Annotated in this window: 25 protein-coding genes; 5 read left to right on the top strand and 20 right to left on the bottom strand. The window is 64.5% G+C overall.

The window, feature by feature from the left end; genetic code table 11:
• Positions 1-50: 50 nt before the first annotated feature.
• Entirely contained in the window at positions 51-428 is a 378-nt protein-coding gene (locus tag KIG99_RS02430; RefSeq protein WP_226458644.1) for a hypothetical protein, read from the top strand.
• Between the two features lie 21 nt (positions 429-449).
• On the opposite strand, the gene ureG is transcribed toward KIG99_RS02430, so the two are convergent.
• The 12 genes from ureG to KIG99_RS02370 form a co-directional block, all read right to left on the bottom strand.
• The gene (gene ureG, locus KIG99_RS02425; RefSeq protein WP_226458643.1) at positions 450-1,055 is read right to left on the bottom strand and encodes an urease accessory protein UreG; all 606 of its coding nucleotides are present in this window, start codon (positions 1,053-1,055) and stop codon (positions 450-452) included.
• Complete coding sequence (locus KIG99_RS02420; RefSeq protein WP_226458642.1) at positions 1,052-1,585, bottom strand: endonuclease domain-containing protein; 534 nt, start codon at positions 1,583-1,585, stop codon at positions 1,052-1,054. Before KIG99_RS02420 ends, ureG begins: the two co-directional genes overlap by 4 nt.
• On the bottom strand, positions 1,551-2,231 hold the full coding sequence (locus KIG99_RS02415; protein ID WP_226458641.1) for an urease accessory protein UreF: 681 nt from the start codon (positions 2,229-2,231) through the stop codon (positions 1,551-1,553). The genes KIG99_RS02420 and KIG99_RS02415 overlap by 35 nt, the downstream gene beginning before the upstream one ends.
• Positions 2,228-2,572: a YnfA family protein gene (locus KIG99_RS02410; RefSeq protein WP_226461779.1), complete on the bottom strand. Its 345-nt coding sequence runs from the start codon at positions 2,570-2,572 to the stop codon at positions 2,228-2,230. Before KIG99_RS02410 ends, KIG99_RS02415 begins: the two co-directional genes overlap by 4 nt.
• Before the next feature lie 12 nt (positions 2,573-2,584).
• Positions 2,585-3,121 (bottom strand): urease accessory protein UreE, encoded by a 537-nt coding sequence (gene ureE, locus KIG99_RS02405; RefSeq protein ID WP_226458639.1) that lies wholly within the window; start codon positions 3,119-3,121, stop codon positions 2,585-2,587.
• A 4-nt stretch (positions 3,122-3,125) separates the two neighbouring features.
• Positions 3,126-3,458 (bottom strand): DMT family transporter, encoded by a 333-nt coding sequence (locus KIG99_RS02400; protein ID WP_226458638.1) that lies wholly within the window; start codon positions 3,456-3,458, stop codon positions 3,126-3,128.
• A gap of 6 nt (positions 3,459-3,464) precedes the next feature.
• Positions 3,465-5,171, bottom strand: a complete 1,707-nt coding sequence (ureC, locus tag KIG99_RS02395) for an urease subunit alpha (protein ID WP_226458637.1) — start codon at positions 5,169-5,171, stop codon at positions 3,465-3,467.
• Positions 5,171-5,476 (bottom strand): urease subunit beta, encoded by a 306-nt coding sequence (locus KIG99_RS02390; RefSeq protein ID WP_226458636.1) that lies wholly within the window; start codon positions 5,474-5,476, stop codon positions 5,171-5,173. The genes ureC and KIG99_RS02390 overlap by 1 nt, the downstream gene beginning before the upstream one ends.
• Before the next feature lie 141 nt (positions 5,477-5,617).
• Complete coding sequence (ureA, locus tag KIG99_RS02385; protein WP_226458635.1) at positions 5,618-5,920, bottom strand: urease subunit gamma; 303 nt, start codon at positions 5,918-5,920, stop codon at positions 5,618-5,620.
• Positions 5,921-5,929: 9 nt separating this feature from the next.
• Complete coding sequence (locus KIG99_RS02380) at positions 5,930-6,820, bottom strand: urease accessory protein UreD (RefSeq protein WP_226458634.1); 891 nt, start codon at positions 6,818-6,820, stop codon at positions 5,930-5,932.
• Positions 6,821-6,841: 21 nt separating this feature from the next.
• A complete protein-coding gene (gene queF, locus KIG99_RS02375) occupies positions 6,842-7,681 on the bottom strand; it encodes an NADPH-dependent 7-cyano-7-deazaguanine reductase QueF (RefSeq protein WP_226458633.1) in 840 nt (279 codons plus the stop codon).
• A gap of 117 nt (positions 7,682-7,798) precedes the next feature.
• On the bottom strand, positions 7,799-8,665 hold the full coding sequence (locus KIG99_RS02370) for a hypothetical protein (protein ID WP_226458631.1): 867 nt from the start codon (positions 8,663-8,665) through the stop codon (positions 7,799-7,801).
• A gap of 403 nt (positions 8,666-9,068) precedes the next feature.
• Between KIG99_RS02370 and KIG99_RS02365 the strand changes: the two genes are divergently transcribed.
• From KIG99_RS02365 to KIG99_RS02355, 3 genes are read left to right on the top strand one after another with little or no spacing between them, the layout of a single operon-like run.
• On the top strand, positions 9,069-10,097 hold the full coding sequence (locus KIG99_RS02365; protein WP_226458630.1) for an ABC transporter substrate-binding protein: 1,029 nt from the start codon (positions 9,069-9,071) through the stop codon (positions 10,095-10,097).
• 60 nt (positions 10,098-10,157) lie between these two features.
• A complete protein-coding gene (locus KIG99_RS02360) occupies positions 10,158-10,937 on the top strand; it encodes an ABC transporter ATP-binding protein (RefSeq protein WP_226416538.1) in 780 nt (259 codons plus the stop codon).
• 11 nt (positions 10,938-10,948) lie between these two features.
• Positions 10,949-11,725 carry an ABC transporter permease gene (locus KIG99_RS02355; RefSeq protein WP_226458628.1) on the top strand — a complete coding sequence of 259 codons (777 nt, stop codon included), beginning with the start codon at positions 10,949-10,951 and terminating at the stop codon, positions 11,723-11,725.
• Positions 11,726-11,782: 57 nt separating this feature from the next.
• Here KIG99_RS02355 and KIG99_RS02350 read toward each other — a convergent pair whose 3' ends face one another.
• Both KIG99_RS02350 and scpB read right to left on the bottom strand, forming a co-directional pair.
• Complete coding sequence (locus KIG99_RS02350) at positions 11,783-12,226, bottom strand: nucleoside deaminase (RefSeq protein WP_226458627.1); 444 nt, start codon at positions 12,224-12,226, stop codon at positions 11,783-11,785.
• A gap of 29 nt (positions 12,227-12,255) precedes the next feature.
• Positions 12,256-13,035 (bottom strand): methylmalonyl-CoA decarboxylase, encoded by a 780-nt coding sequence (gene scpB, locus KIG99_RS02345; protein ID WP_226458626.1) that lies wholly within the window; start codon positions 13,033-13,035, stop codon positions 12,256-12,258.
• A 193-nt stretch (positions 13,036-13,228) separates the two neighbouring features.
• Between scpB and KIG99_RS02340 the strand changes: the two genes are divergently transcribed.
• Entirely contained in the window at positions 13,229-14,152 is a 924-nt protein-coding gene (locus tag KIG99_RS02340; RefSeq protein WP_226458625.1) for an alpha/beta hydrolase, read from the top strand.
• 97 nt (positions 14,153-14,249) lie between these two features.
• Here KIG99_RS02340 and KIG99_RS02335 read toward each other — a convergent pair whose 3' ends face one another.
• From KIG99_RS02335 to KIG99_RS02310, 6 genes are all read right to left on the bottom strand, one after another.
• The gene (locus KIG99_RS02335) at positions 14,250-14,483 is read right to left on the bottom strand and encodes a hypothetical protein (RefSeq protein ID WP_226458624.1); all 234 of its coding nucleotides are present in this window, start codon (positions 14,481-14,483) and stop codon (positions 14,250-14,252) included.
• Positions 14,484-14,609: 126 nt separating this feature from the next.
• Positions 14,610-15,938: a guanine deaminase gene (gene guaD, locus KIG99_RS02330; RefSeq protein WP_226458623.1), complete on the bottom strand. Its 1,329-nt coding sequence runs from the start codon at positions 15,936-15,938 to the stop codon at positions 14,610-14,612.
• Positions 15,939-15,944: 6 nt separating this feature from the next.
• On the bottom strand, positions 15,945-17,306 hold the full coding sequence (locus KIG99_RS02325; protein ID WP_226458622.1) for an 8-oxoguanine deaminase: 1,362 nt from the start codon (positions 17,304-17,306) through the stop codon (positions 15,945-15,947).
• A gap of 7 nt (positions 17,307-17,313) precedes the next feature.
• Positions 17,314-18,234 carry an ABC transporter permease gene (locus KIG99_RS02320; protein ID WP_226458621.1) on the bottom strand — a complete coding sequence of 307 codons (921 nt, stop codon included), beginning with the start codon at positions 18,232-18,234 and terminating at the stop codon, positions 17,314-17,316.
• An 18-nt stretch (positions 18,235-18,252) separates the two neighbouring features.
• Positions 18,253-19,311, bottom strand: coding sequence for an ABC transporter permease (locus KIG99_RS02315; RefSeq protein ID WP_226458620.1), 1,059 nt, complete (start codon positions 19,309-19,311; stop codon positions 18,253-18,255).
• Positions 19,298-20,845, bottom strand: a complete 1,548-nt coding sequence (locus tag KIG99_RS02310) for an ABC transporter ATP-binding protein (protein WP_226458619.1) — start codon at positions 20,843-20,845, stop codon at positions 19,298-19,300. The genes KIG99_RS02315 and KIG99_RS02310 overlap by 14 nt, the downstream gene beginning before the upstream one ends.
• Between the last annotated feature and the right edge of the window lies 1 nt (position 20,846).

The following is a 20,846-nucleotide window of genomic DNA, read 5'->3' as shown; positions in this document are numbered from 1 at the left end:
CGAATGGGTGTAAAAATGTCGATTATCCCCGAAAACAGTGTTGCTGCCTCGTGAACAAAAAATCCCGCGTCTTCCCCCTTGCTCTGGCACTGCTGCTCGGCGCCTGCGCCTACGGCTACCAGGCGCGTGGCAGCTTGAGCGACGTGGCGGGCGAACTGCGCGGCAAGGGTTATCCGGGCAACAGCGGCGGCGGGCGTTTCGTGCTGAGCGAGCGCCACAGCGGCCTCACCTGCGACGGCATCGCCGAGCCGGCCAAGTCGTCGCCCAACCCTGGTTCCTGTCTGGGTGAAAGCGGCGAAGGTCTGGTCCGCTGTTCGGACGGGCGCGAAATCCGCTTCACCTGGCGCGCCATCACCTGCCGCTCGTTGCAGGGCAGCGGTGTGGACGCCAGGGGAAATCGCCTGGAATTCGTGGTCGACCGGCCGTGATGCCGCCTACCGGTCAACGGCCTAAAGCATGCCTTTTTCGCGGATGAAGGCGATGATCTCGTCCAGGCCCTGACCGGTCTTCAGGTTGCTGAACACGAAGGGCCGCGCGCCGCGCTGCGCCTTGGCATCGGTCGCCATGACCTCAAGCGAGGCGCCGACCATCGGTGCGAGGTCGATCTTGTTGATGATCAGCAGGTCGGACTTGGTGATGCCGGGGCCGCCCTTGCGCGGAATCTTCTCGCCGGCCGCGACGTCGATGACGTAGAGCGTCAGGTCGGAGAGTTCGGGCGAAAAGGTCGCCGCCAGGTTGTCGCCGCCGGATTCGACGAGAATCAGCTCGACGCCGGGAAAGGCGCGTTGCAGGCGGTCGACCGCCTCGAGATTGATCGACGCATCCTCGCGGATCGCCGTGTGCGGGCAGCCGCCGGTCTCGACGCCGATGATGCGCTCCGGCGCCAGCGCCGAATGATTGACCAGGAACTTGGCGTCCTCGGCGGTGTAGATGTCATTGGTGACGACGGCCATGTCGATCTGTTCGCGCAGGGCCTGGCACAGGGCCAGGGTCAGGGCGGTCTTGCCGGAACCGACGGGGCCGCCGATGCCGACGCGCAGTGCTTGTTTGCTCATGATTGGGTTTGTTCCAGTTGCTGTTGGAGGTGTTCGTAAACACCGGGAAGATTGTTCAGAATTTCGCGGTTGGGGTAGCGGAGGACACGCAGGCCATGGCTTTCAAGGAAGGCCGTTCGTTTGGCATCGTAGTCCTGCTGTTCTGCGTGACTGTCGCCGTCGATTTCGATGGCCAGATTGAGTTCGGCGCAGTAGAAATCGACGACGTAGGGACCGATGGGTTTTTGCCGGAGGAATTTGTGGCCGAAAAATTGCCGGTTGCGCAGGACTTTCTGCCAGATCAGATTTTCGGCCGGCGTTGGCTGCTGGCGGTTTGTGCGGGCGAAAGCAGTCAGGCGTTGGTCGTAGGAAAGAAATTTGTTCTTTCGGATAGTGGCCTCAAACCCCTCCCCGGCCCTCCCCTTGTCAGGGGAGGGAGTGGCGGTTGAACCGTCGCCACTATATCCCCCCCCTGACAAGGGGGGGCTAGGGGGGGTTAAGGTTTTTGCCACCATCTCAAGACCGAAACAGTCGCGAATACTGCGTTTCATGCCGCGCGCAAGCAATGGCGAAGGCTGGTGTGAAGTTGGACCACTGCATTTCGGGCAATTTTTGTGCGTCGACCGCGATGGCGGGAATCCTGCCGCCCAGCTCGGCAAGCAGGCGCTGGCCGGCGGCCTGGCCGAGCGGTACGGCTTTCAATGCGGCCATTACCTGGTTTTCCGCCCAGGACCAGAGGTAGGCGGTCAACGCGGCGTCGGGCGCGATTTTCCAGTAGGCGGCGAGGCCGGCCCAGCCGGTCGGGAAGGCGATTTCACCGAGGCTGGCTAGCGTGCTTTCGACACTTGCCAAGTCCGGATCGCGCAAATCGCGCACCAGGCGGTTGAGCGAAAAGCCCATCTGGGCTGTTTCGGCGCGCAGTTCGGCCGATTCGCGGCTGGCCAGGAATTCGCCATTGAGGCGGGCGATTTCGCCGGCCTCGCCAGCGGTCCACGCTGCCATCAGGGCAAAAACCAGCGGCGCTTCGTAGCGCCCGATGCCGTGCTGCATCAGGTCGGCAATCCAGCGGCCGGCCGTGGTTTCGTCGCTGATGACGCCCGATTCGACAGCCCATTCCAGGCCCTGCGAATAGGTGTAGGCACCGACCGGCAGGGCCGGGCTGGCCAGTTGCAGCAGGCGGGCGAGTTGCAGGCTCATGCGCTTGCGCCGGCGGAAGGTTGCAGCGCGATGACGGCCATGCCGCACAGGGCGATCATGGCACCGGCAACATCCCAGCGGGTCAGCGCCACGTCATCGACGAAACGCAGCCAGAGCAGCGCGACGGCGATGTACATGCCGCCGTAAGCCGCATAGGTCCGGCCGGCGGCCGTCGGATGCAGGGTCAGCAGCCAGGCGAAGGCGATCAGCGAAAGTGCGGCCGGCAGAAGCAGGAGCGCGCTCTTGCCCTGTTTGACGACGAGCCACGGCAGGTAGCAGCCGACGATCTCGGCGAGTGCAGTGAGGGCGAACAGCAGGCTGAGGCGGAGCAGTTCCAAAATTCTTTCCCGTGCTCAGCGTGGCTTGAATTGGTGAATTTTCGGCACGGAACGGTGTGGACCGTGGCCGGGGTTGTGCAGGTCGGTCGTCGCCTCGTCGTCGCCATGGTGATGGCCGCCATGCGCCCCATAGGCGCCGGATTCCGGCTGGAAGGGCGCTTCGGTTTCGCCGATCGTGCAGCCCAGACCCTTGGCCATGTCGGCCAGTACGTGGTCGGTCTGGAAGCGCAGCTTGCCGCCGTTTTCCGTCGGCAGGATCTGTACCGGCACATGCCGGTTGCCGAGGTGATAGGCGGCGCGGGCGAAGAGCAACGGGCTGTCGGCGACGGCTTCGATCAGCTTTTCCGGCGCGGCGAGGATTTCGACGACGGTTGAGCCGTCTTCAGCCACCAGCTTGTCGCCGCCGTGCAGGTGATCGCCGCGTTCGAGGAAGATGCCGGCATCCAAGCCGGAAGCGAGCGTGACCTTGAGGCGGCTGCGCTTGCGTTCGTCGTAGGCCAGCGCCACCGAGTCGGTGGCGGCGGCAGTGCTGCGGTGGTTGAGGATGAGCATGGGTTCAGTGAGCGACGGTTTTCGAGAAGAGGTTGAGGACGATGACGCCGGCGACAATCAGCGTCAGACCGAGCACGGCTGCCAGGTCGAGCGCCTGGCCGTAGAGCAGCCAGCCGGACAGGGCGACCAGCGCGACGCCGACGCCGGACCAGATGGCGTAGGTGATGCCGAGCGGCAGCGTGCGCAGTACCACCGACAGGCAGTAGAAGGCGATGCCGTAGCCGATCACGACCAGCAGCGAGGGCCGCGGCCGGGTGAAGCCTTCCGCTGCCTTCAGTGCCGAGGTGGCGATGACTTCGCTGACGATCGCCACGCCGAGGTAGAGCCAGTGCTGCATGCCGTCTCAGAACAGGAAGTAACGCTGCGCCAGCGGCAGTTCGGTCGCCGGTTCGCAGACGAGATGCACGCCGTCGGCCTTGACCACGTAGGTTTCGGGATCGACGGTGATTTCGGGCGTGGCGCCGTTGTGCACCATGTCAGATTTCTGCAGCGTGCGCGTGCCGGAGACGGCGACCAGCGTTTTTTGCAGTTTCAGGGCGTTGACCGCTGGGTTTTGCAGCGCCGCTTGCGAGACGAAGGTGACGGACGTTTTCAGCGCCTTGCCGAAGCTGCCGAACATCGGCCGGTAATGTACCGGTTGCGGCGTCGGGATCGAGGCGTTGGGGTCGCCCATCGCGGCGGCTGCGATCATGCCGCCTTTTAGAATCAGGCTCGGCTTGACGCCAAAGAAGGCCGGTTTCCACAGCACCAGGTCGGCCAGCTTGCCGACTTCGATGGAGCCGACGGTGTGCGCGATGCCGTGGGTCAACGCCGGGTTGATCGTGTACTTGGCGATGTAGCGTTTGACGCGGAAGTTGTCATTTCTTGTACTGTCTTCCGGCAAGGCGCCACGCTGTAGCTTCATCTTGTGCGCCGCCTGCCAGGTACGGATGATGACTTCGCCGACGCGGCCCATGGCCTGCGAGTCGGAACTCATCATCGAGAAGGCGCCGAGGTCGTGCAGGATGTCCTCGGCGGCAATCGTCTCGCGGCGGATGCGCGATTCGGCGAAGGCAATGTCCTCGGCGATGCTCGGGTCGAGGTGGTGGCAAACCATCAGCATGTCGAGATGCTCGTCGATGGTGTTCACCGTGTACGGCATGGTCGGGTTGGTCGAGCTGGGCAGGACATTGGGCAGGCCGGCCGCCTTGATGATGTCCGGGGCGTGGCCGCCGCCGGCGCCTTCGGTGTGGAAGGTGTGGATGGTGCGGCCCTTGAAGGCGCCCAAGGTCGCTTCGACAAAGCCGGATTCGTTGAGCGTGTCGGAGTGGATGGCGACCTGCACGTCCATCTCGTCGGCCACCGTCAGGCAGCAGTCGATGGCGGCCGGCGTCGTGCCCCAGTCCTCGTGCAGCTTGAGCCCCATGGCGCCGGCTGCGACCTGCTCGCGCAGGGCTTCCGGCAGGCTGGCGTTACCCTTGCCGAGGAAACCGAGGTTCATCGGGAAAGCGTCGGCCGCTTCGAGCATGCGGTGGATGTGCCACGGCCCCGGCGTGCAGGTCGTGGCGAAGGTGCCGGTGGCGGGGCCGGTGCCGCCGCCGATCATGGTCGTTACGCCGGAATAGAGCGCCTCGTCGATCTGCTGCGGACAGATGAAATGGATGTGGCTGTCGATGCCACCGGCCGTGACGATCATGCCTTCGCCGGCGATGACCTCGGTGCCGGGGCCGATGACTATCGTCACGCCGGGCTGGATGTCCGGGTTGCCGGCCTTGCCGATGGCTGCGATGCGGCCATCCTTGAGACCGATGTCGGCCTTGATGATGCCGGTCACGGCATCGACGATCAGGGCGTTGGTGATGACGGTATCGACCGTTTCAGCCGAGGCGCGCTGGCCCTGGCCCATGCCGTCGCGGATGACCTTGCCGCCGCCGAATTTCACTTCCTCGCCGTAGATCGTGTGGTCCTTTTCGACTTCGATGATGAGGTCGGTATCGGCGAGACGGAGACGGTCGCCGGTCGTGGGGCCGAACATTTCGGCGTAGGCCTGACGGGTGATTTTCGTACTCATCACAGTGCTCCCTGAACGAGGCCACGGAAACCGTAGACCTTGCGGTCGCCAGCCAGCGCGACCAGTTGCACGGTGCGCGTCTGGCCTGGCTCGAAGCGCACGGCGGTGCCGGCGGCGATGTCGAGGCGGAAGCCGCGCGCCGCTTCGCGGTCGAAGCTCAGACCGGCATTGGTTTCGTGAAAGTGGTAGTGCGAGCCGACCTGGATCGGGCGGTCACCAGTATTGGCGACGACCAGCGTGATGGTCGGGCGGCCGGCATTGAGTTCAAGTTCGCCGGGTTCGGCGAGGAGTTCTCCGGGGGTCATGGTTTCTCCGTAAACGAGAAGGGGGAAAACCCCTCCCCAACCCTCCCCTTGTCAGGGGAGGGAGTGGCGCCTCGGTTGGCCGAGATGCTCACTCCCCCCTGACAAGGGGGGCTGGGGGGGTTAGGGGTTTGCATCCTGCAATCAAACAATCGGGTTATGCACGGTGACCAGCTTGGTCCCATCCGGAAACGTCGCTTCGACCTGGATTTCCGGAATCAGCTCGGCGATGCCGTCCATGACGTCGGCGCGGCTCAGGACCTGTGTGCCGGCGTGCATCAGTTCGGCAACGGTCTTGCCTTCGCGGGCACCTTCCATGATGGCGCAAGTGATCAGCGCCACGGCTTCCGGGTAGTTGAGCTTCAAGCCGCGCGCCAAGCGCCGTTCGGCGAGCAGGCCGGCGGTGAAGATCAGCAGCTTGTCTTTCTCTCGTGGTGTCAGTTCCATGAAGACTCCTTAGGTATTCCAGATTCTTGGCAAAACGGCCGGTCGACCGATACAGGCCGGGCGCAGGATTTTCCAGATGTCGGCGAACCATTGCCGCGCGGCTTCGCTGTTGTCGCCGAGGTAACGGGCAACCAGGATGCCGGGCAGGGCGGTCAGCGCATGTGATGCGGCATCGGCCGGGGCGATGGCGCGGCAGCTTTCGAGCAGGGCGGCGGCCTGTTGCGGCAGTTCGGGAAAGCTGCAAAGCAGGGTGCCGCAGACGGTGGCGCCGGCCCAGCCGGCCGGGCTGTGCAACATCGCGTCATTGCCGGCAAAGCCGCCGCGTTCGAGCCAGATCGGCTGGCCCGACCGGTCGACGCGACAAAACAGGTCAAAACGGCCGTTTTCAAAGCGTTCACCGGCGGCAGCACGGCCCAGGCAGAGAATGTCCCAGCCGATATAGCGGCTGTCGGCGGCGAGTTGCACGCGGGTGTCCATGCGCGCAATGGCACCATCGAAGACGATGGTTTCCTGCGGCAGCCATTCGAGCGCGGCGCCGGCGCAAACGTTGAATTTGATGTGCTGGCTGGCTTCGGCGCCGCCCGAGCGGTACCACTTGCCGGCACCCGGCGTGGTGATTTGTGCCTGGGCCGCGGCGTCGACCGTCACGGCGATGTGCAGCTGGTCGCCGCCGGCAATGCCGGAGGGTGGATGCAGCAGGATGGCCTGGCAGATGCCTTCGCCTTCCGGGTAAAGCGCCTTTTGCACGCGCAAGGGGCCCTGGTGGCGATTCTCGCGCAGCACACTGCGGCCTGCACGGCTGGCAAAACCGAGATGCAACTCGGCGTGCCAGGTGGGCGGGGCGATCGGCAGGCGGCTGTTCATGGCCGGATTGTCGGCAAGGTGGCCGCGGCCGGCCATACGCAGGAACGCGTAGGCGACCTACTGGCGGACTTCGCGGACATTTTCCGGCGGCCCGAACTCGCCGCTGCTGCGGAAGGGATTGATGTCGAGTCCGCCGCGCCGCGTGTAGCGGGCGTAAACGGCAAGCGCGGCAGGCGCGCACTGGCGCGTGATGTCGCAGTAGATGCGCTCGACGCACTGCTCGTGGAATTCGTTGTGGTTGCGGAAGGAGACGATGTAGCGCAGCAGCGCGGCGCGTTCGAGCGGCCGGCCGCGGTAGCGGATGACGACCATGCCCCAGTCCGGCTGGCCGGTGACCAGGCAGTTCGACTTGAGCAGGTGCGAATACAGCGTTTCCTCGATTTCCGGGGCGTCGACCGTGTGCAGCAGTTCGGGGGTCGGCTGGTAGGTGTCGCAGGCGATGTCGAGATCGTCGAGCAGCACGCCGTCCGGATAGGCGATCTGCGGCAGCGGGTAGAGGCCGAGCGGCGCCAGTTCGACATCGACCGTGGCGCCGGCGGCCGCCGACAGATCCTTGGCCAGTGTCGCGACCACCGTGTCGGTGTCGGCAAAGGGCGTCTGGTTCAAGGAATTCAGGTAGAGCTTGAAGGACTTCGATTCGATCAGGTGCGGGCTGTCAGCCGGGATGCGGAAGCAGCCGAGGGCGACGACCGGCTTGCCCTTTTCATTGAGCCAGGAGATTTCGTAGGCGTTCCAGATGTCTTCGCCGACGAAGGGCAGGGCGGCATCGCTGACGCCGATCTCGCTGCGCTTGATCTGGCGGGGAATCGGGAAAAGCAGCTCCGGGGCGTAAGCATTGCGGTATTCCGTGGCTTTGCCGAGGGGCGACAGGGGGCTGGGGTCGTGGCTGGAGTTCATGGCGCGATTTTACCCGCAACTGCCGTGCGCCAAGGGCGGGCTGGGCTGCTGGCGGAAGGAAAACGGCGCAGCCGGCCGAAGCCCGCTGCGCCGTGGCGACACATCGTCGATGACGATTTAGAAGTGGAACTCGGCGCGAATCATCGGGGTCTTGGCGAAGGCACCATCACCGGCGGCCTTGGTGTGGTCGTTGCCGAACTTGTTGCGCCAGTACTGGTATTCCAGGCCGACCTTGAAGGTTCTCGGCTTGGCGCCGAGCAGCGAGCTGGCGTCGTACATGATCTGCGCATCGATGTTGGTTTCCGGCTTGGTATTGCCACCGAATTCGTTCTTGCCCTTGGACGCGATGAAGTTGGCAAAGCCTTCGAAGGAAAGCTTGACCGGGCCGACGCTGAACGGGATGCCCCAGGCGGCATTCAGCATCGGGTGCGGATCGTAGTCGTAGCGGTCGGTTTTGGTCTTGGTGAAGCCGTTGTAGGGGGCATTGCTTTCCCACAGTTGCAGCAGGCTGACATTCAGGAAGCCCGGCACGTCGAACATGACGGTCGGACCGGCAACCAGCATCTGCTTCTTCGAGTTGTAACCGGCATCATCCTTGAAGTTGAAGTCGAAGCCGGCAGTCAGGCCGAGACCGCGGACCGGGCCGAACTTGAAGGTTTCCGGCGTGCCGAAGACCTTGCCGAGATCGAGGGTGTGACGATAGACAACATAAATTTCCTGGGCGCCCGTGGTGGAACCGACACCATCCGGGTCCTTCTTGTCGGACAGCAGGATGTCGGCATTCAGGAAATTGGTGCCGTATTTGTAACCGTTGACATGGTTCAGGTTGAAGATGTTCTTGGCGATGTCGTTGTTGTTGAACGGCTCGGCAAAGGTGGTGCCGTAGCGGTAGCCGACGTAGGTATCGCTCCAGTCGACGGCGTAGGCGCTAGACAGGCTGGCGGCGAGCAGCGCACCGAGGACGGCGGATTTCTTGATGGACATGGGATTGAACCTCCAGGAGTTGAATGTAATTTTTGTCGGGATCTGCCGTGTTGCGATGCAGCATTGAACCGATGGGCAAAATTTATCAGGACAGCGGCGCCGCGGGCTGTATATCCATTATCAGCAAAGTTGTATAAGCAAGGTTTTATATCCCATTGAATATAATGAGCTTGTTTGAAGCGGGATATACAAAATCCATGCACTCGAAGGGGGCGGTTTTGCGCTCGACGCACTCTTTTGATGCACGATTTTCCCGGAAATCCACGCAAAACACGGTGATGCCGGCTTATCTCCGGTGCAAAAATCGTATGCTGAATTTAAAGTCGTTTTAATTCAGTTGCTTAAGTCTTGGCATGGCGATTGCCTAGAGGGAGTCACTTTATCTGCTCTGGAGATCTGCCAAATGTCTGTCCCGTTCAATGTCTGCCGTCGTCTCTTCCTCGCTGCCAGCATGGCCTTCCTTGCCAGCCCGGTGCTCGCCGAGACGCCGACCAAACTGAAGTTCACCCTCGACTGGCGTTTCGAAGGTCCGTCCGCACCGTTCCTGTTGGCCAAGGCCAAGGGTTACTTCGCGGCCGAAGGGCTTGATGTCGAGATCGACTCCGGTGCCGGTTCGGCCGGTGCGGTGACGCGCGTCGCCACCGGTGTATACGAGATGGGCTTCGCCGATTTCAACGCGCTGGTCGAATACGATGCCAAGACGCCGAACTCGAAGATCCAGGGTGTCTACATGGTGTACAACGCAACGCCGGCTGCCGTCTTCGTGCTCAAGAAGTCGGGCATCACCAAGCCGGCCGACCTCGCCGGCAAGACGCTGGCGGCGCCGATCTTCGATGCCGGCCGCAAGGCTTGGCCGGCCTTTGCCAAGTCCAACAAGCTGGCGGTCGATGCCGTGAAATGGCAGACCGTCGAACCGGCTCTGCGCGAAACCCTGCTCGCCCGTGGCGACGTGGATGGCATCACCGGCTTCTACTTCACCAGCCTGCTCAATCTCGAGGCGCGCGGCGTCAAGACGGAAGACATCGTCGCCCTGAAGTACCCGGACTTCGGCGTTGAACTGTACGGCAACGCGATCATCGCCAGCCCGAAGCTGATGGCCGAGAACCCCAAGGCCGTGGCCGGCGTGCTGCGCGCCTTCAACAAGGCGCTCAAGGAAACCATCGCCAACCCGGTCGCGGCAATTGCCTACGTCAAGGAACGCGATCCGCTGATCAACGTCGATCTGGAAACGCGTCGCCTCAAGCTGGCGCTTGAGTCCAGCGTGATCACGCCGGAAGTCAAGGCGAACGGCCTCGGTGCGGTGACTGCCGAGCGCATGCAGCGCTCGCTCGCCGAGACGGCCGAAGCCTACGGCCTGGCCAAGGTGCCGGCTGCTGCCGACCTGTTCACCTCTGCCTTCCTGCCGGCCAAGGCCGACCGGATGCTCAAGTAAGCAGTTTGCGCCGGGGGCGGGCGTCCGCTCCCGGCTGATTTCACCCGACAGGAATTTCCCATGTCTTTTGTTTCCTTTGAAAACGTCAGCCTGGCCTACGCGCCGGGTGGCGCCAATGCCATCGAGAACGTCAGCCTGAACATCCGCGAAGGCGAATTCGTTGCCGTGGTCGGTCCGTCCGGTTGCGGCAAATCGACCCTGATGAAACTGGTCTCCGGCCTCAAGCCGCCGAGCGAGGGCTATGTCTTCGTCGATGGCCGCGAAGTCGGCGGACCGCTGAAAATTATCGGCATGGCCTTCCAGGCCGCCAACCTGCTCCCTTGGCGCACGACGCTGGACAACGTGATGCTGCCGCTGGAAATCGTCGAACCCTTCCGCAGCAACCTGAAGAAGGAGAAGGCCAAGTACACCGCCGATGCCGAGGCGCTGCTCGCCAAGGTCGGTCTGGCCGGCTACGGCGACAAGTTCCCGTGGGAGCTGTCGGGTGGCATGCAGCAGCGCGCCTCGATCTGCCGCGCGCTGATCCACCAGCCGCGCCTCCTGATGCTCGACGAGCCCTTCGGTGCGCTCGATGCCTTCACCCGCGAGGAACTGTGGTGCATGTTGCGCGATTTGTGGCAGCAGCAGCCGTTCACCGTCGTGCTGGTGACGCACGATTTGCGCGAGGCGGTCTTCCTGGCCGACACCGTGTACGTGATGAGCAAGCGCCCGGGCCGCATCCTGGTGCGCAAGGAAATCGACCTGCCGCGCCCGCGTCCGCTCGACGTGACCTATACCGATGCCTTCGCCGGCTATGTTCACGAACTGCGTGAACACATCGGCCGCATTCGTGAATCCTGAGGAGCGCCAGCATGGCCGTTAAACAATCCACCCTGATCAAGGTCGCGCCCTGGGCCCTGACCATCACGCTTTTCCTCGTCTGGGAAGTCATCTGCACCGGTCTGAAGATTCCCGACTACCTGATGCCGGCGCCCAGCGCCATCTGGGTCGCCGGCGTTGAATACGCCTCGCCGATCATGATGCACGCGACGCAAACCTTGTTCACCACGCTGGCCGGTTTTGCGCTCGCCGTCGTCGTCGGCATGCTGCTCGGCCTGGCGGTCGGCGCCTCGCCGCTGATCTACAAGGCGACTTATCCTTTGTTGGTCGGTTTCAACAGCATTCCCAAGGTCGCCTTCGTGCCGGTGCTCGTCGTCTGGTTCGGCATCGGTACCGTGCCGGCCATCCTGACCGCCTTCCTGATTTCCTTTTTCCCGGTCGTGGTCAATGTCGCGACCGGCCTGGCGACGCTGGAGCCGGAACTGGAAGACGTGCTGCGCTCGCTCGGCGCCAAGCGCTGGGACATCATGATCAAGGTCGGCCTGCCGCGCTCCTTGCCGTACTTCTTCGCCTCGCTCAAGGTGGCGATCACGCTGGCCTTCGTCGGTTCGGTGATCTCGGAAACCGTCGCTTCCAACCTCGGTATCGGCTACCTGATGATGTCGGCCAGCTCGTCGATGAACATGCCGCTGGTGTTCGCCGGCCTGATCGTGATCGGCGTCATGGGCGTTGTCATGTACGAACTGTTCGCGCTGGCGGAAACCCGCCTGACCGGCTGGGCGCACCGCAATCCGAACGCGCCGGGTTGATTGCTCGCAGCTTGCCCAATGAAAAACGGCGCCGCGCGGCGCCGTTTTTCATCGTTTTCAGCGGTCGACCGTGTCGACGACGCCGATATCCTCGTTCCACAATTCCGGCCGGGCCGCGATGAAATCGCGCATCAGGGCGATGCAGGTCTCGTCCTGGACGACTTCGACGCTGACGCCGCGTGAGCGCAGCAATTCCTCCTCGCCCATGAAGGTTTTGTTTTCGCCGACGATGACGCGGCGGATGCCGTAGAGCAGCATGGCGCCGCTGCACATGGCGCAGGGCGAGAGCGTGGTGTACAGCACCGCCTCGCGATAGACGCTGGCCGGCTGGCGACCGGCGTTTTCGAAGGCGTCCATCTCGCCGTGCAGGATGGCGCTGCCGTTCTGCACACGACGGTTGTGGCCGCGGCCGATGATGCGGCCGTTGTGCACGATCACCGAGCCGATCGGGATGCCGCCTTCGGCGAGGCCAAGGCGGGCTTCGGCTATGGCGGCTTGCATGAATGGATCCATGGTTTTTCCTTTTTCGTTCATTCGCCGAGGTAGACCGGCGTGCGTTTTTCCTTGAAGGCGTTGATGCCTTCGGCGTAGTCGCGGCTGTTGTACACCACCCGGCGCAGGCCCTGGATGCGCTCGAAGTCGGCTGGTGACAGGGCGTGTGCGGCGGCCAGGATGCGCAACTGCTCCTTCATGACGCCGATCGCCAGCGGCGAGTTGTGGGCGATGGTCTGCGCCATCTCGTGCGTGAAGTCGGTGATCTCGGCGGCCGGTACGACGTGGTTGATGATGCCCTGGCGTTCGAGGCGGGCGGCGGTCATCGGTCGACTGGTAAAAAGCAGCTCTTTTGCGATGTGCGGCGGCGCGGCGTTGAGGAAGGTGAGCAGGCCGGTCGCGTTGTAGGGCACGCCGAGCTTGGCTGGCGTCGCGGCGAAGGTCGCCTCGGGCGTGGCGACGATCATGTCGCAGGCGAAGACCAGTTCGCAGGCGCCGCCCCAGACGCCGCCCTCGATCAGCGCAATGACCGGGGCCGGAAAGGCTTCCACGTCGCGGATCAGCATGCGCAACGGGTCCTGCCAGCCGAGCGGGTCGAGGCCGCCGAGCGGCAGTTCGGCGACGTTGTGGCCGGCCGACCAGACCTTGGCACCGGGCCGGGCGCGCAGGATCGCAACGCGCACGCGTTCGGCCTTGAATTTCTCGAAAGTGGCGGCGATTTCGAGGACCAGTTGTTCGGATAGCGCGTTGCGCTTGATTTCGTAATTCAGCGTGATGGTGCCGATGCCATCGCTGATTTCGGCAAGAATCAGGGACATGGAGTTTCCTGTGGTCAGTATTGCGGCCTATTGTGCCCGAGATGCAGCATCAATGATGCGGGGCAGAGCCTCCTGCCCATGCGGCGGATGTGCCGATGCGATCCGCTGACGCATAATGCGGCCGATATCTGCTGCGGCAAACGCGGTACCGCCAGCGCCCGCTGAAGCCGCCCGCAAATGAGGAGGGAACGAGATGAAACGACTGCACCTGTGCGCCATCGGCCTGGCCCTGCTGCTCGGCCTGTGCGAAGCCAGCCTGGCCGGTCCGTTGCTCGATCGTCTGCGTGAACGGCGCGCGGCGCAAGGCAGCAGCGCGGCTGGTTCCAGCCTGCCGGCCGGTGTCGAGCGCCTCGAGAACATCGCCTACGGCAGCGATCCGGCGCAGGCTTTCGACGTCTATCTGCCGCCGAATGCGCAGAATGCGCCGGTGATCTTCATGGTGCATGGCGGCGCCTGGGCGATCGGCGACAAGGCGACGGGCCGTGTCGTCGAGGCCAAGGTGGCGCGCTGGGTCAGTCGCGGTTTCATCTTCATCTCGGCCAATTACCGCATGCTGCCGAGTGCGCCGCCCGACGTGCAGTTGCGCGACGTGGCCCTGGCCGTGGCGACGGCACAGCGCAAGGCGGGTGAATGGCGCGGCGATGCGCAGCGTTTCATTTTGATGGGCCATTCGGCCGGGGCGCATCTGGTTGCACTGCTCGCCGCAACGCCGCGTCCCGCCTACGCACCGGACCTGCAGCCGGTGCTCGGTACGGTGGCGCTGGACAGTGCGGCGATGAATATTGTCGAGATCATGAGCCAGAAGCACTATCGCCTCTACGACAAGCCGTTCGGGACCGATCCGGCCTACTGGCGCAGCATGTCGCCGACGCTGAACCTGGCGGCCGGGGCCGCGCCGCTGCTTGCCGTCTGCTCCAGCCGGCGCGATGAATCCTGCGCCCAGGCCAGCCAGTTTGCCGGGCGCGCCGGGCAACTCGGCGTGCGCGCCGAAGTGCTGCGCCAGGATCTGTCGCACGGCGATATCAACAGTCAGCTGGGGACGCCGGGCGCTTACACGGCGGCGGTCGAAACCTTCCTGGCCAGCCTGGACGGCGAAGTGGCGCGCCGGCTGCGCTGAGCGTCTGGCGGTCCGGACGCCGGCTTGCCATTTCGCTTGATTGTTTCAACTTTATCGCGCCCGCGAACTGCTGTTCAGGCGCGCTGGCAAAGAAGGATCACGCCCCCCGGTCGGTGAAGTGCAGCGTCTCCTTGTGGAGAAAGCCGAGGGCGGCGGCATAGCGCGCGGCCAGTTCCTGGACCAGCGGATCGTCCGCCGCATCAGCCTGGCGCAACAACTCGGTGTTGCTGATCCAGAGCATTGGTTCGACCAGGGCCTGACGCTGCAAGGTGGCGGGATAGGGCGGGCGGCCTTGTTCGGTGGGCGCAGCGTGCGGATTTTGTTCACTCATGATGCGGCCTCTTTCGGCGGGTTCATGAGTTCAATATATAGTATTTATTATAGTTGTCAAATTTGGTATTAATTGAGTGTCGACCGATGGCACCTTGTCATATGCTGTATCTCGAGAGAAACCGGCTTACTGCTGAAATGCCGGCTTGCCCATGACATGCGTCGCGACGACGCAGCGTTCGTCGCCGAGGATCATCAGCGCGAACAGCTTCTCGGCCAGGCGTTCGCTGCCCTTGAGGCGGAAAGCCAGTTCCGGCGTGGCGCGCGGGTCGAGGACGACGAAGTCGGCTTCCTTGCCCTTGGCGAAATTGCCGATGAATTCATCGAGGTAGAGCGCCTGGGCACCGCCCAGCGTGGCGAGGAACCAGGCGCGCAGCGGCGCCAGCGGGCGCTGGTGCAGTTGCGACACCTTGTAGGCTTCGCCCAGCGTGCGGATCAGGCTGAACGAGGTGCCGCCGCCGACATCGGTGGCCAGCCCGACGCGGATGCCGGCATCGGCCGCCGCCGGATGGTTGAAGAAGCCGCTGCCGAGGAAGAGATTGGAGGTCGGGCAGAAAGCCGCCGCCGCGCCGTAGCGGGCCATTTCCTCGATTTCGACGGGCGCGAGGTGGATGCAGTGGCCGTAGATCGTGCGCGGGCCGAGCAGGCCGTAATGCTGATAGACGTCGAGGTAGTCGCGGCAATGCGGGAAGAGCTGGCCGACCCAGGCGATCTCGGCCGGGTTTTCGGCGAGGTGCGACTGCACATGCAGGTCGGGCTTGCTCTTGTAAAGCTCGCCGGCCAGTGCCAGTTGCTCGGGGCTGGAAGTCGGTGCGAAGCGCGGCGTGATGCTGTAGCGCAGGCGGCCCTTGCCGTGCCAGCGCTCGATCAGTGCCAGGCTGTCGCGCTCGGCGTCGGCCACGGTATCCATCAGGTTGGCCGGGGCATTGCGGTCCATCATGACCTTGCCGGTCAACATCCGTAAATCGCGCTTTTTCGCCGCCGCCATGAAGGCATCGACCGACTCCGGATGCACTGTCGAAAAAACCGAGGCCGTCGTCGTGCCGTGCGCCAGCATGCGCTCGATGAAATATTCGGCGGTGGCAGCGCCGACCGCCGGGTCGCCGAAGGCCGCCTCGGCCGGGAAGGTGTAGTCGTTGAGCCAGTCGAGCAACTGCCGGCCGAACGAGGCAATGATGCCGGATTGCGGGTAATGGCAATGGGTATCGACCAGACCGGGCAGGATCAGCCGGTCGCCGTAATTGAAGACTTCAGCTGCGGCGAGATCCTCCGGCGCAACGCGGGCCTGGACGCCGACCCAGGGGCCGAGATCGGCGATATGGCCGTCGACGATCCACAGCGCGCCGTCGCGAAAATACTGGTAGCTGTCGGCGTCGTCCTGTTCGCCGGGATCGGCGAGGAAATGCAGCACCTGGCCGCGGACAAGCTGGAAACGGGAGGTTTGCGGAGCGCTCATGATTTTTCAGTGGCTGCCGTTGGCCAGTTGCCGGGCCAGGCGGTTGTGGGTGGCGACCAGCGGTTGCAGGTCGAGCGGCAGCAACTGGCCGTCATCGACGACCGGCTTGCCGTTGATGATGGAGTGGCGCACCGACTGCGGCGTGCAGAAAACCAGCGCCGCGACCGGGTCATGTACCGCGGCGCCGGCCAGGTCGAGGCCGCCGGTCGGGAAGGCGACGAGGTCGGCGCTCATGCCCGGGGCGAGCGCACCGATGTCGTCGCGGCCGAGGACTTTGGCGCCGCCGAGCGTGGCGAGTTCGAGCGCCTGGCGCGCACTCATTGCCGCCGGGCCGAAACCGACGCGGGCGAGCAACATCGCCTGGCGGGCTTCGCCGAGCAGATGGGCGGCGTCGTTCGAGGCGCAGCCGTCGACGCCGAGGCCGACATTGACGCCGGCGGCGCGCATCGCCGGGATCGGCGCGATGCCGGAGGCCAGCCGCATGTTCGAGCACGGGCAATGCGCGACGCCGGTGCCGCTGCGCGCAAAGAGAGCTATGCCCGGCGCGTCGAGTTTGACGCAGTGGGCGTGCCAGACGTCGTGGCCGACCCAGCCCAGCGATTCGGCGTATTCGGCCGGCGTCATGCCAAATTTTTCATGGCTGTAGGCGACGTCGTTGTCGTTTTCGGCCAGGTGGGTGTGCAGCGAAACCTTGTAGCTGCGCGCCATTTCGGCGGCGTCGCGCATCAGTTCGCGGCTCACCGAGAACGGCGAGCAGGGCGCGACGACGATGCGCTGCATGGCGTGGCGCTTGGGGTCGTGCCAGGTTTCGATCAGGCGCTGGGTGTCCTTGAGGATGCTTGCTTCGTTTTCCACGAGCCGGTCCGGCGGCAGGCCGCCCTGGCTTTCGCCGACGCTCATGCTGCCGCGCGCCGCGTGAAAGCGCATGCCGATGGTCGCGGCGGCTTCGATCGAGTCGTCGAGGCGGCTGCCGTTCGGGTAAAGATAGAGATGATCGCTCGACGTGGTGCAGCCGGACATGATCAGCTCGGCCATGGCGGTCAACGTCGAAATCTTGATCATTTCCGGCGTCAGCCCGGCCCAGATCGGGTACAGGCGACGCAGCCAGCCGAACAGCTCGGCGTCCTGGGCGCCGGGAATGGCGCGGGTCAGGCTCTGGGTCATGTGGTGGTGCGTGTTGACCAGGCCGGGCAGGGCAACCGTACCGGCCAGCGAAATCACCTGGTCGGCAGTGGCCGGCAGTTGGTCGCTGCTGCCGACCGCTTCGATCACGCCGTCGCGGATGAAGACGCCGCCGCCGGGAATCTCGCGGCGGGCGGCATCCATGGTGACGAGGACGTCGGCGTCTTTCAGTAAAAGCGTGGTCATCAAGTACTCAGGGCAGGAAAGGCTTGCCGAGCGAGGCCGGCAGGTTGAGCTGGAGCAGTTTGCGGTCGCGCGAAATGACGACCAGCACGACGATGGTTGCAGCATACGGCAGCGCGGCGAGGAATTGCACCGGCACGTCGATGCCCAGACCCTGCGCGTGGAACTGCAGGATGGTGACGGCGCCGAACAGATAGGCACCGAGCAGCAGGCGGGTCGGCTTCCATGTCGCGAAAACGACCAGCGCGACGGCGATCCAGCCGCGTCCGGCGCTCATGTTCTGCACCCACAGCGGCGTATAGACGGTGGACAGGTAGGCGCCGGCGATGCCGGCCATGGCGCCGCCGAAAGCCACCGCGCCGTAGCGGATGCCGAGCACCGGATAGCCGATGGCGTGCGCCGCTTCTGGCGATTCGCCGACCGCCTTGAGCAGCAGGCCGAGGCGGGTCTTGGCCAGGGTCCAGGCGACGACGGCGAAGGCGATGAAGGACATATAGACGACGGCATCCTGCTTGAAGAGCACCGGCCCGATCACCGGGATGTCGGCGAGCAGCGGAATGGCCAGCGGCTGCAGGCCGGGCAGGCTGTAGCTGACGTAGTGCTGGCCGATGAAGGCCGACAGGCCGATGCCGAAGATGGTCAGGGCGAGGCCGCAAGCCGCCTGGTTGGCGGCGAGCGATAGCGCGAAGAAGGCGAAGATCATCGCCGTCGCAGCACCGGCGATGGCACCGGCGGGCAGGCCGGCGGCGGCACCGTAGCCGGTTTCGGCGGCGAGCGCAAAGCCGGCGATGGCGCCGGTCAGCATCATGCCTTCGACGCCGAGGTTGATGACGCCGGTTCGCTCGGCGACCAGCTCGCCAAGGCCGGCGAAGATCAGCGGGGTGGCGGCGGCAATGGCGCCGGCGAGGACGGGAATCAGGCTGTCGATCATGGTAGGTTCCTCAGTCGGCTAGCGGACGGGTTTGCGCAGGCGGTTGTCGATGAAAGCATCGGCGCCGAGCAGGAAGAAGAGCAGCATGCCCTGGAAGATGCCGGTAATCGCCGCCGGCATCTGCAGGCTGACCTGGGCCGCTTCGCCACCGAGGTAGATCAGTGCCATCAGGCAGCCGGCGAGGACGATGCCGAGCGCGTGCAGGCGGCCGAGGTAGGCGACGATGATCGCCGCGAAACCGTAGCCCGGCGAGATGTTGAGATTCAACTGGCCGACCGGCCCGGCCACTTCGCCGACGCCGGCCAGCCCGGCGGTGAGGCCGGAAATGACCAGGCTGAACCACACCGTCTGCTTGGCCGAAAAGCCGGCGTAGCGCGAGGCGGCCGGCGCCTGGCCGCCGACTTCGAGCTGGTAGGAGAGGAAACTCCTGGCGTTGAACAGCCAGAAGGCGAGCACCGCGAACAGCGTGATGAAGACCGAGGTATTGACCCGCGAGCCTTCGAGCAGGATGCCGAACAGCGCGTTGTCGCCGAACATGATCGATTGCGGGAAGTTCATCCCGTCCGGGTCGCGCCAGGGGCCGTTGACCATGTAGGAGAGGATGAAGGTGGCGACGTAGCTGAGCATCAGCGTGGTCAGCGTTTCCTCTGCATTGAAGCGCGTCTTGAGCAGCGCCGGCAGGGCGCCCCACAAGGCGCCGCCGAGGGCGCCGGCGACGACCATGGCCGGGATCACCCAGGCCGAGTCGCTGCCGTCAAAGTAGATCGCGACGCCGCCGCCGAACAGCGCGCCGATGATCAACTGGCCTTCGGCGCCGATGTTGTAGATGCGCGCCTTGAAACCGATCGCCAGGCCCTGGGCGATCAGGATCAGCGGGCAGGCCTTGATCAGCAGCTCGCTCCAGCCGTAGCTGGTGGTCAGCGGTTCGATGAAGAAGACCTGGAAGGAGGCGATGGGCGACTTGTCGAGTGCCCAGAACAGGAAGGAGCCGGCGAGCAGCGTGGCGACGATGGCGATCAGGGGCGCCGTCCAGCGCATCAATTGCGACGGCTGGGCGCGGGGTTCAAGCAGGTGCATGGCCGGACTCCGTGGGCTGGGCGGTTTCTTTGAAAAGGCCGGACATTTGCAGACCGACCGATTCGGCATTGGTCGCCGCCTTGGGCTGGGCGGCGGAAAGCTTGCCGGCGGCAAGCACGGCGATGCGGTCGCTGATTTCGAACAGCTCTTCGAGTTCTTCCGAAATCACCAGGATGGCGACGCCGGTGCGTGACAGGTCGAGCAGCGTCTGGCGCAGGAAGGCGGCGGCGCCGACATCGACGCCCCAGGTCGGCTGGGCGACGATCATCAGCTTGGGGGCGAGCATGATTTCGCGGCCGACGATGAATTTCTGCAAATTGCCGCCGGACAGCGAGCGTGCCGCCGAACCCGGCCCGCCGCAGCGCACGTCGAAACGGGCGATGCATTGCTCGGCAAATTCCTTCGCCTTGCGGTAACTGACCAGGCCCCACTGCTTCATGCCCTGGCGATGCGCCGTGAGCAAGGCATTGCGCGACAGCGACAGGGCTGGCACGGCGCCGCGGCCGAGCCGTTCTTCCGGCACGAAAACCAGGCCATGGGCACGCCGCTGGCCGGCATCGAGATGGCCGATGGCCTGGCCTTCCAGGCGGATCGCGTCGCGCTGGCCGGTCGTTTCGCCGGACAGCGCAGCCAGCAGTTCGGCTTGGCCGTTGCCGGAAATGCCGGCGATGCCGAGGATTTCGCCGGCGTTCACGGTTAGCGAGATGTTTTCCAGCGTCGTGCCGAACGGATCGTCGGAGACGAGGCTCAGGCGGTCGACCTCGAGAATTGGCCGATTTTCACCGTGGTAAATGGGCGCTGCACAGACCGGCAGTTCTCGCCCGATCATCATGCGCGCCAGGCTGGCCGGCGTTTCGTCGCGCGGAATCGCGGTGCCGGTGACCTTGCCGCCGCGCATGATGGTGGCGCTGTCGCACAGCGACTTGATTTCGTGCAGCTTGTGGCTGATGTAGAGGATGGAAACGCCTTCCGAAGCCAGCCGGCGCAGCGTCTCGAACAGTTTCTGCACGGCCTGCGGCGTCAGCACCGAGGTCGGCTCGTCGAGGATCAGCAGCTTCGGGTCCTGCAGCAGGCAGCGCACGATCTCGACGCGCTGGCGTTCGCCGACCGACAGGCTATGCACGCTGCGGTAAGGGTCGAGCGGCAGGCCGTAGCGTTCCGACACTTCCTTGACGCGCGCCGCCAGCGCCGGCAGGTCGAAGGGCTCGTCGAGAACCAGGGCGATGTTCTCGACCACCGACAGCGTCTCGAACAGCGAGAAATGCTGGAAGACCATGCCGATGCCCAGCTTGCGCGCCTGCGCCGGGTTGGCGACGGCGACCTGACGACCGTCCCACATCATCTCGCCATCGTCGGCCTTGACCGCACCGTAGATGATCTTCATCAGCGTGCTCTTGCCGGCGCCGTTCTCGCCGAGGATGGCGTGGATCTCGCCGGGCATCACCGTCAGGCTGACGTCGGAATTGGCCACCACGCTGGGATAGCGCTTGGTGATGTGCAGCAATTGCAGTCTGGGATCGGGCGGCGGTTTCAAG

It is taken from the genome of Quatrionicoccus australiensis, assembly GCF_020510425.1.
GTDB classification, from domain to species: domain Bacteria; phylum Pseudomonadota; class Gammaproteobacteria; order Burkholderiales; family Rhodocyclaceae; genus Azonexus; species Azonexus australiensis_A.
The sequence above is the reverse complement of the archived record's forward strand: the minus strand, read 5'-3'. Positions and strand labels throughout refer to the sequence as shown.

Bases quoted from the DNA above. Each gene is read 5' to 3' on its own strand.
- ureG (WP_226458643.1), bottom strand. From the start codon at position 1,055: ATGAGCAAACAAGCACTGCGCGTCGGCATCGGCGGCCCCGTCGGTTCC.
- KIG99_RS02420 (WP_226458642.1), bottom strand. From the start codon at position 1,585: ATGAAACGCAGTATTCGCGACTGTTTCGGTCTTGAGATGGTGGCAAAA.
- KIG99_RS02415 (WP_226458641.1), bottom strand. From the start codon at position 2,231: ATGAGCCTGCAACTCGCCCGCCTGCTGCAACTGGCCAGCCCGGCCCTG.
- ureE (WP_226458639.1), bottom strand. From the start codon at position 3,121: ATGCTCATCCTCAACCACCGCAGCACTGCCGCCGCCACCGACTCGGTG.
- KIG99_RS02400 (WP_226458638.1), bottom strand. From the start codon at position 3,458: ATGCAGCACTGGCTCTACCTCGGCGTGGCGATCGTCAGCGAAGTCATC.
- ureC (WP_226458637.1), bottom strand. From the start codon at position 5,171: ATGAGTACGAAAATCACCCGTCAGGCCTACGCCGAAATGTTCGGCCCC.
- KIG99_RS02390 (WP_226458636.1), bottom strand. From the start codon at position 5,476: ATGACCCCCGGAGAACTCCTCGCCGAACCCGGCGAACTTGAACTCAAT.
- ureA (WP_226458635.1), bottom strand. From the start codon at position 5,920: ATGGAACTGACACCACGAGAGAAAGACAAGCTGCTGATCTTCACCGCC.
- KIG99_RS02380 (WP_226458634.1), bottom strand. From the start codon at position 6,820: ATGGCCGGCCGCGGCCACCTTGCCGACAATCCGGCCATGAACAGCCGC.
- queF (WP_226458633.1), bottom strand. From the start codon at position 7,681: ATGAACTCCAGCCACGACCCCAGCCCCCTGTCGCCCCTCGGCAAAGCC.
- KIG99_RS02370 (WP_226458631.1), bottom strand. From the start codon at position 8,665: ATGTCCATCAAGAAATCCGCCGTCCTCGGTGCGCTGCTCGCCGCCAGC.
- KIG99_RS02365 (WP_226458630.1), top strand. From the start codon at position 9,069: ATGTCTGTCCCGTTCAATGTCTGCCGTCGTCTCTTCCTCGCTGCCAGC.
- KIG99_RS02360 (WP_226416538.1), top strand. From the start codon at position 10,158: ATGTCTTTTGTTTCCTTTGAAAACGTCAGCCTGGCCTACGCGCCGGGT.
- KIG99_RS02355 (WP_226458628.1), top strand. From the start codon at position 10,949: ATGGCCGTTAAACAATCCACCCTGATCAAGGTCGCGCCCTGGGCCCTG.
- KIG99_RS02350 (WP_226458627.1), bottom strand. From the start codon at position 12,226: ATGCAAGCCGCCATAGCCGAAGCCCGCCTTGGCCTCGCCGAAGGCGGC.
- scpB (WP_226458626.1), bottom strand. From the start codon at position 13,035: ATGTCCCTGATTCTTGCCGAAATCAGCGATGGCATCGGCACCATCACG.
- KIG99_RS02340 (WP_226458625.1), top strand. From the start codon at position 13,229: ATGAAACGACTGCACCTGTGCGCCATCGGCCTGGCCCTGCTGCTCGGC.
- KIG99_RS02335 (WP_226458624.1), bottom strand. From the start codon at position 14,483: ATGAGTGAACAAAATCCGCACGCTGCGCCCACCGAACAAGGCCGCCCG.
- guaD (WP_226458623.1), bottom strand. From the start codon at position 15,938: ATGAGCGCTCCGCAAACCTCCCGTTTCCAGCTTGTCCGCGGCCAGGTG.
- KIG99_RS02325 (WP_226458622.1), bottom strand. From the start codon at position 17,306: ATGACCACGCTTTTACTGAAAGACGCCGACGTCCTCGTCACCATGGAT.
- KIG99_RS02320 (WP_226458621.1), bottom strand. From the start codon at position 18,234: ATGATCGACAGCCTGATTCCCGTCCTCGCCGGCGCCATTGCCGCCGCC.
- KIG99_RS02315 (WP_226458620.1), bottom strand. From the start codon at position 19,311: ATGCACCTGCTTGAACCCCGCGCCCAGCCGTCGCAATTGATGCGCTGG.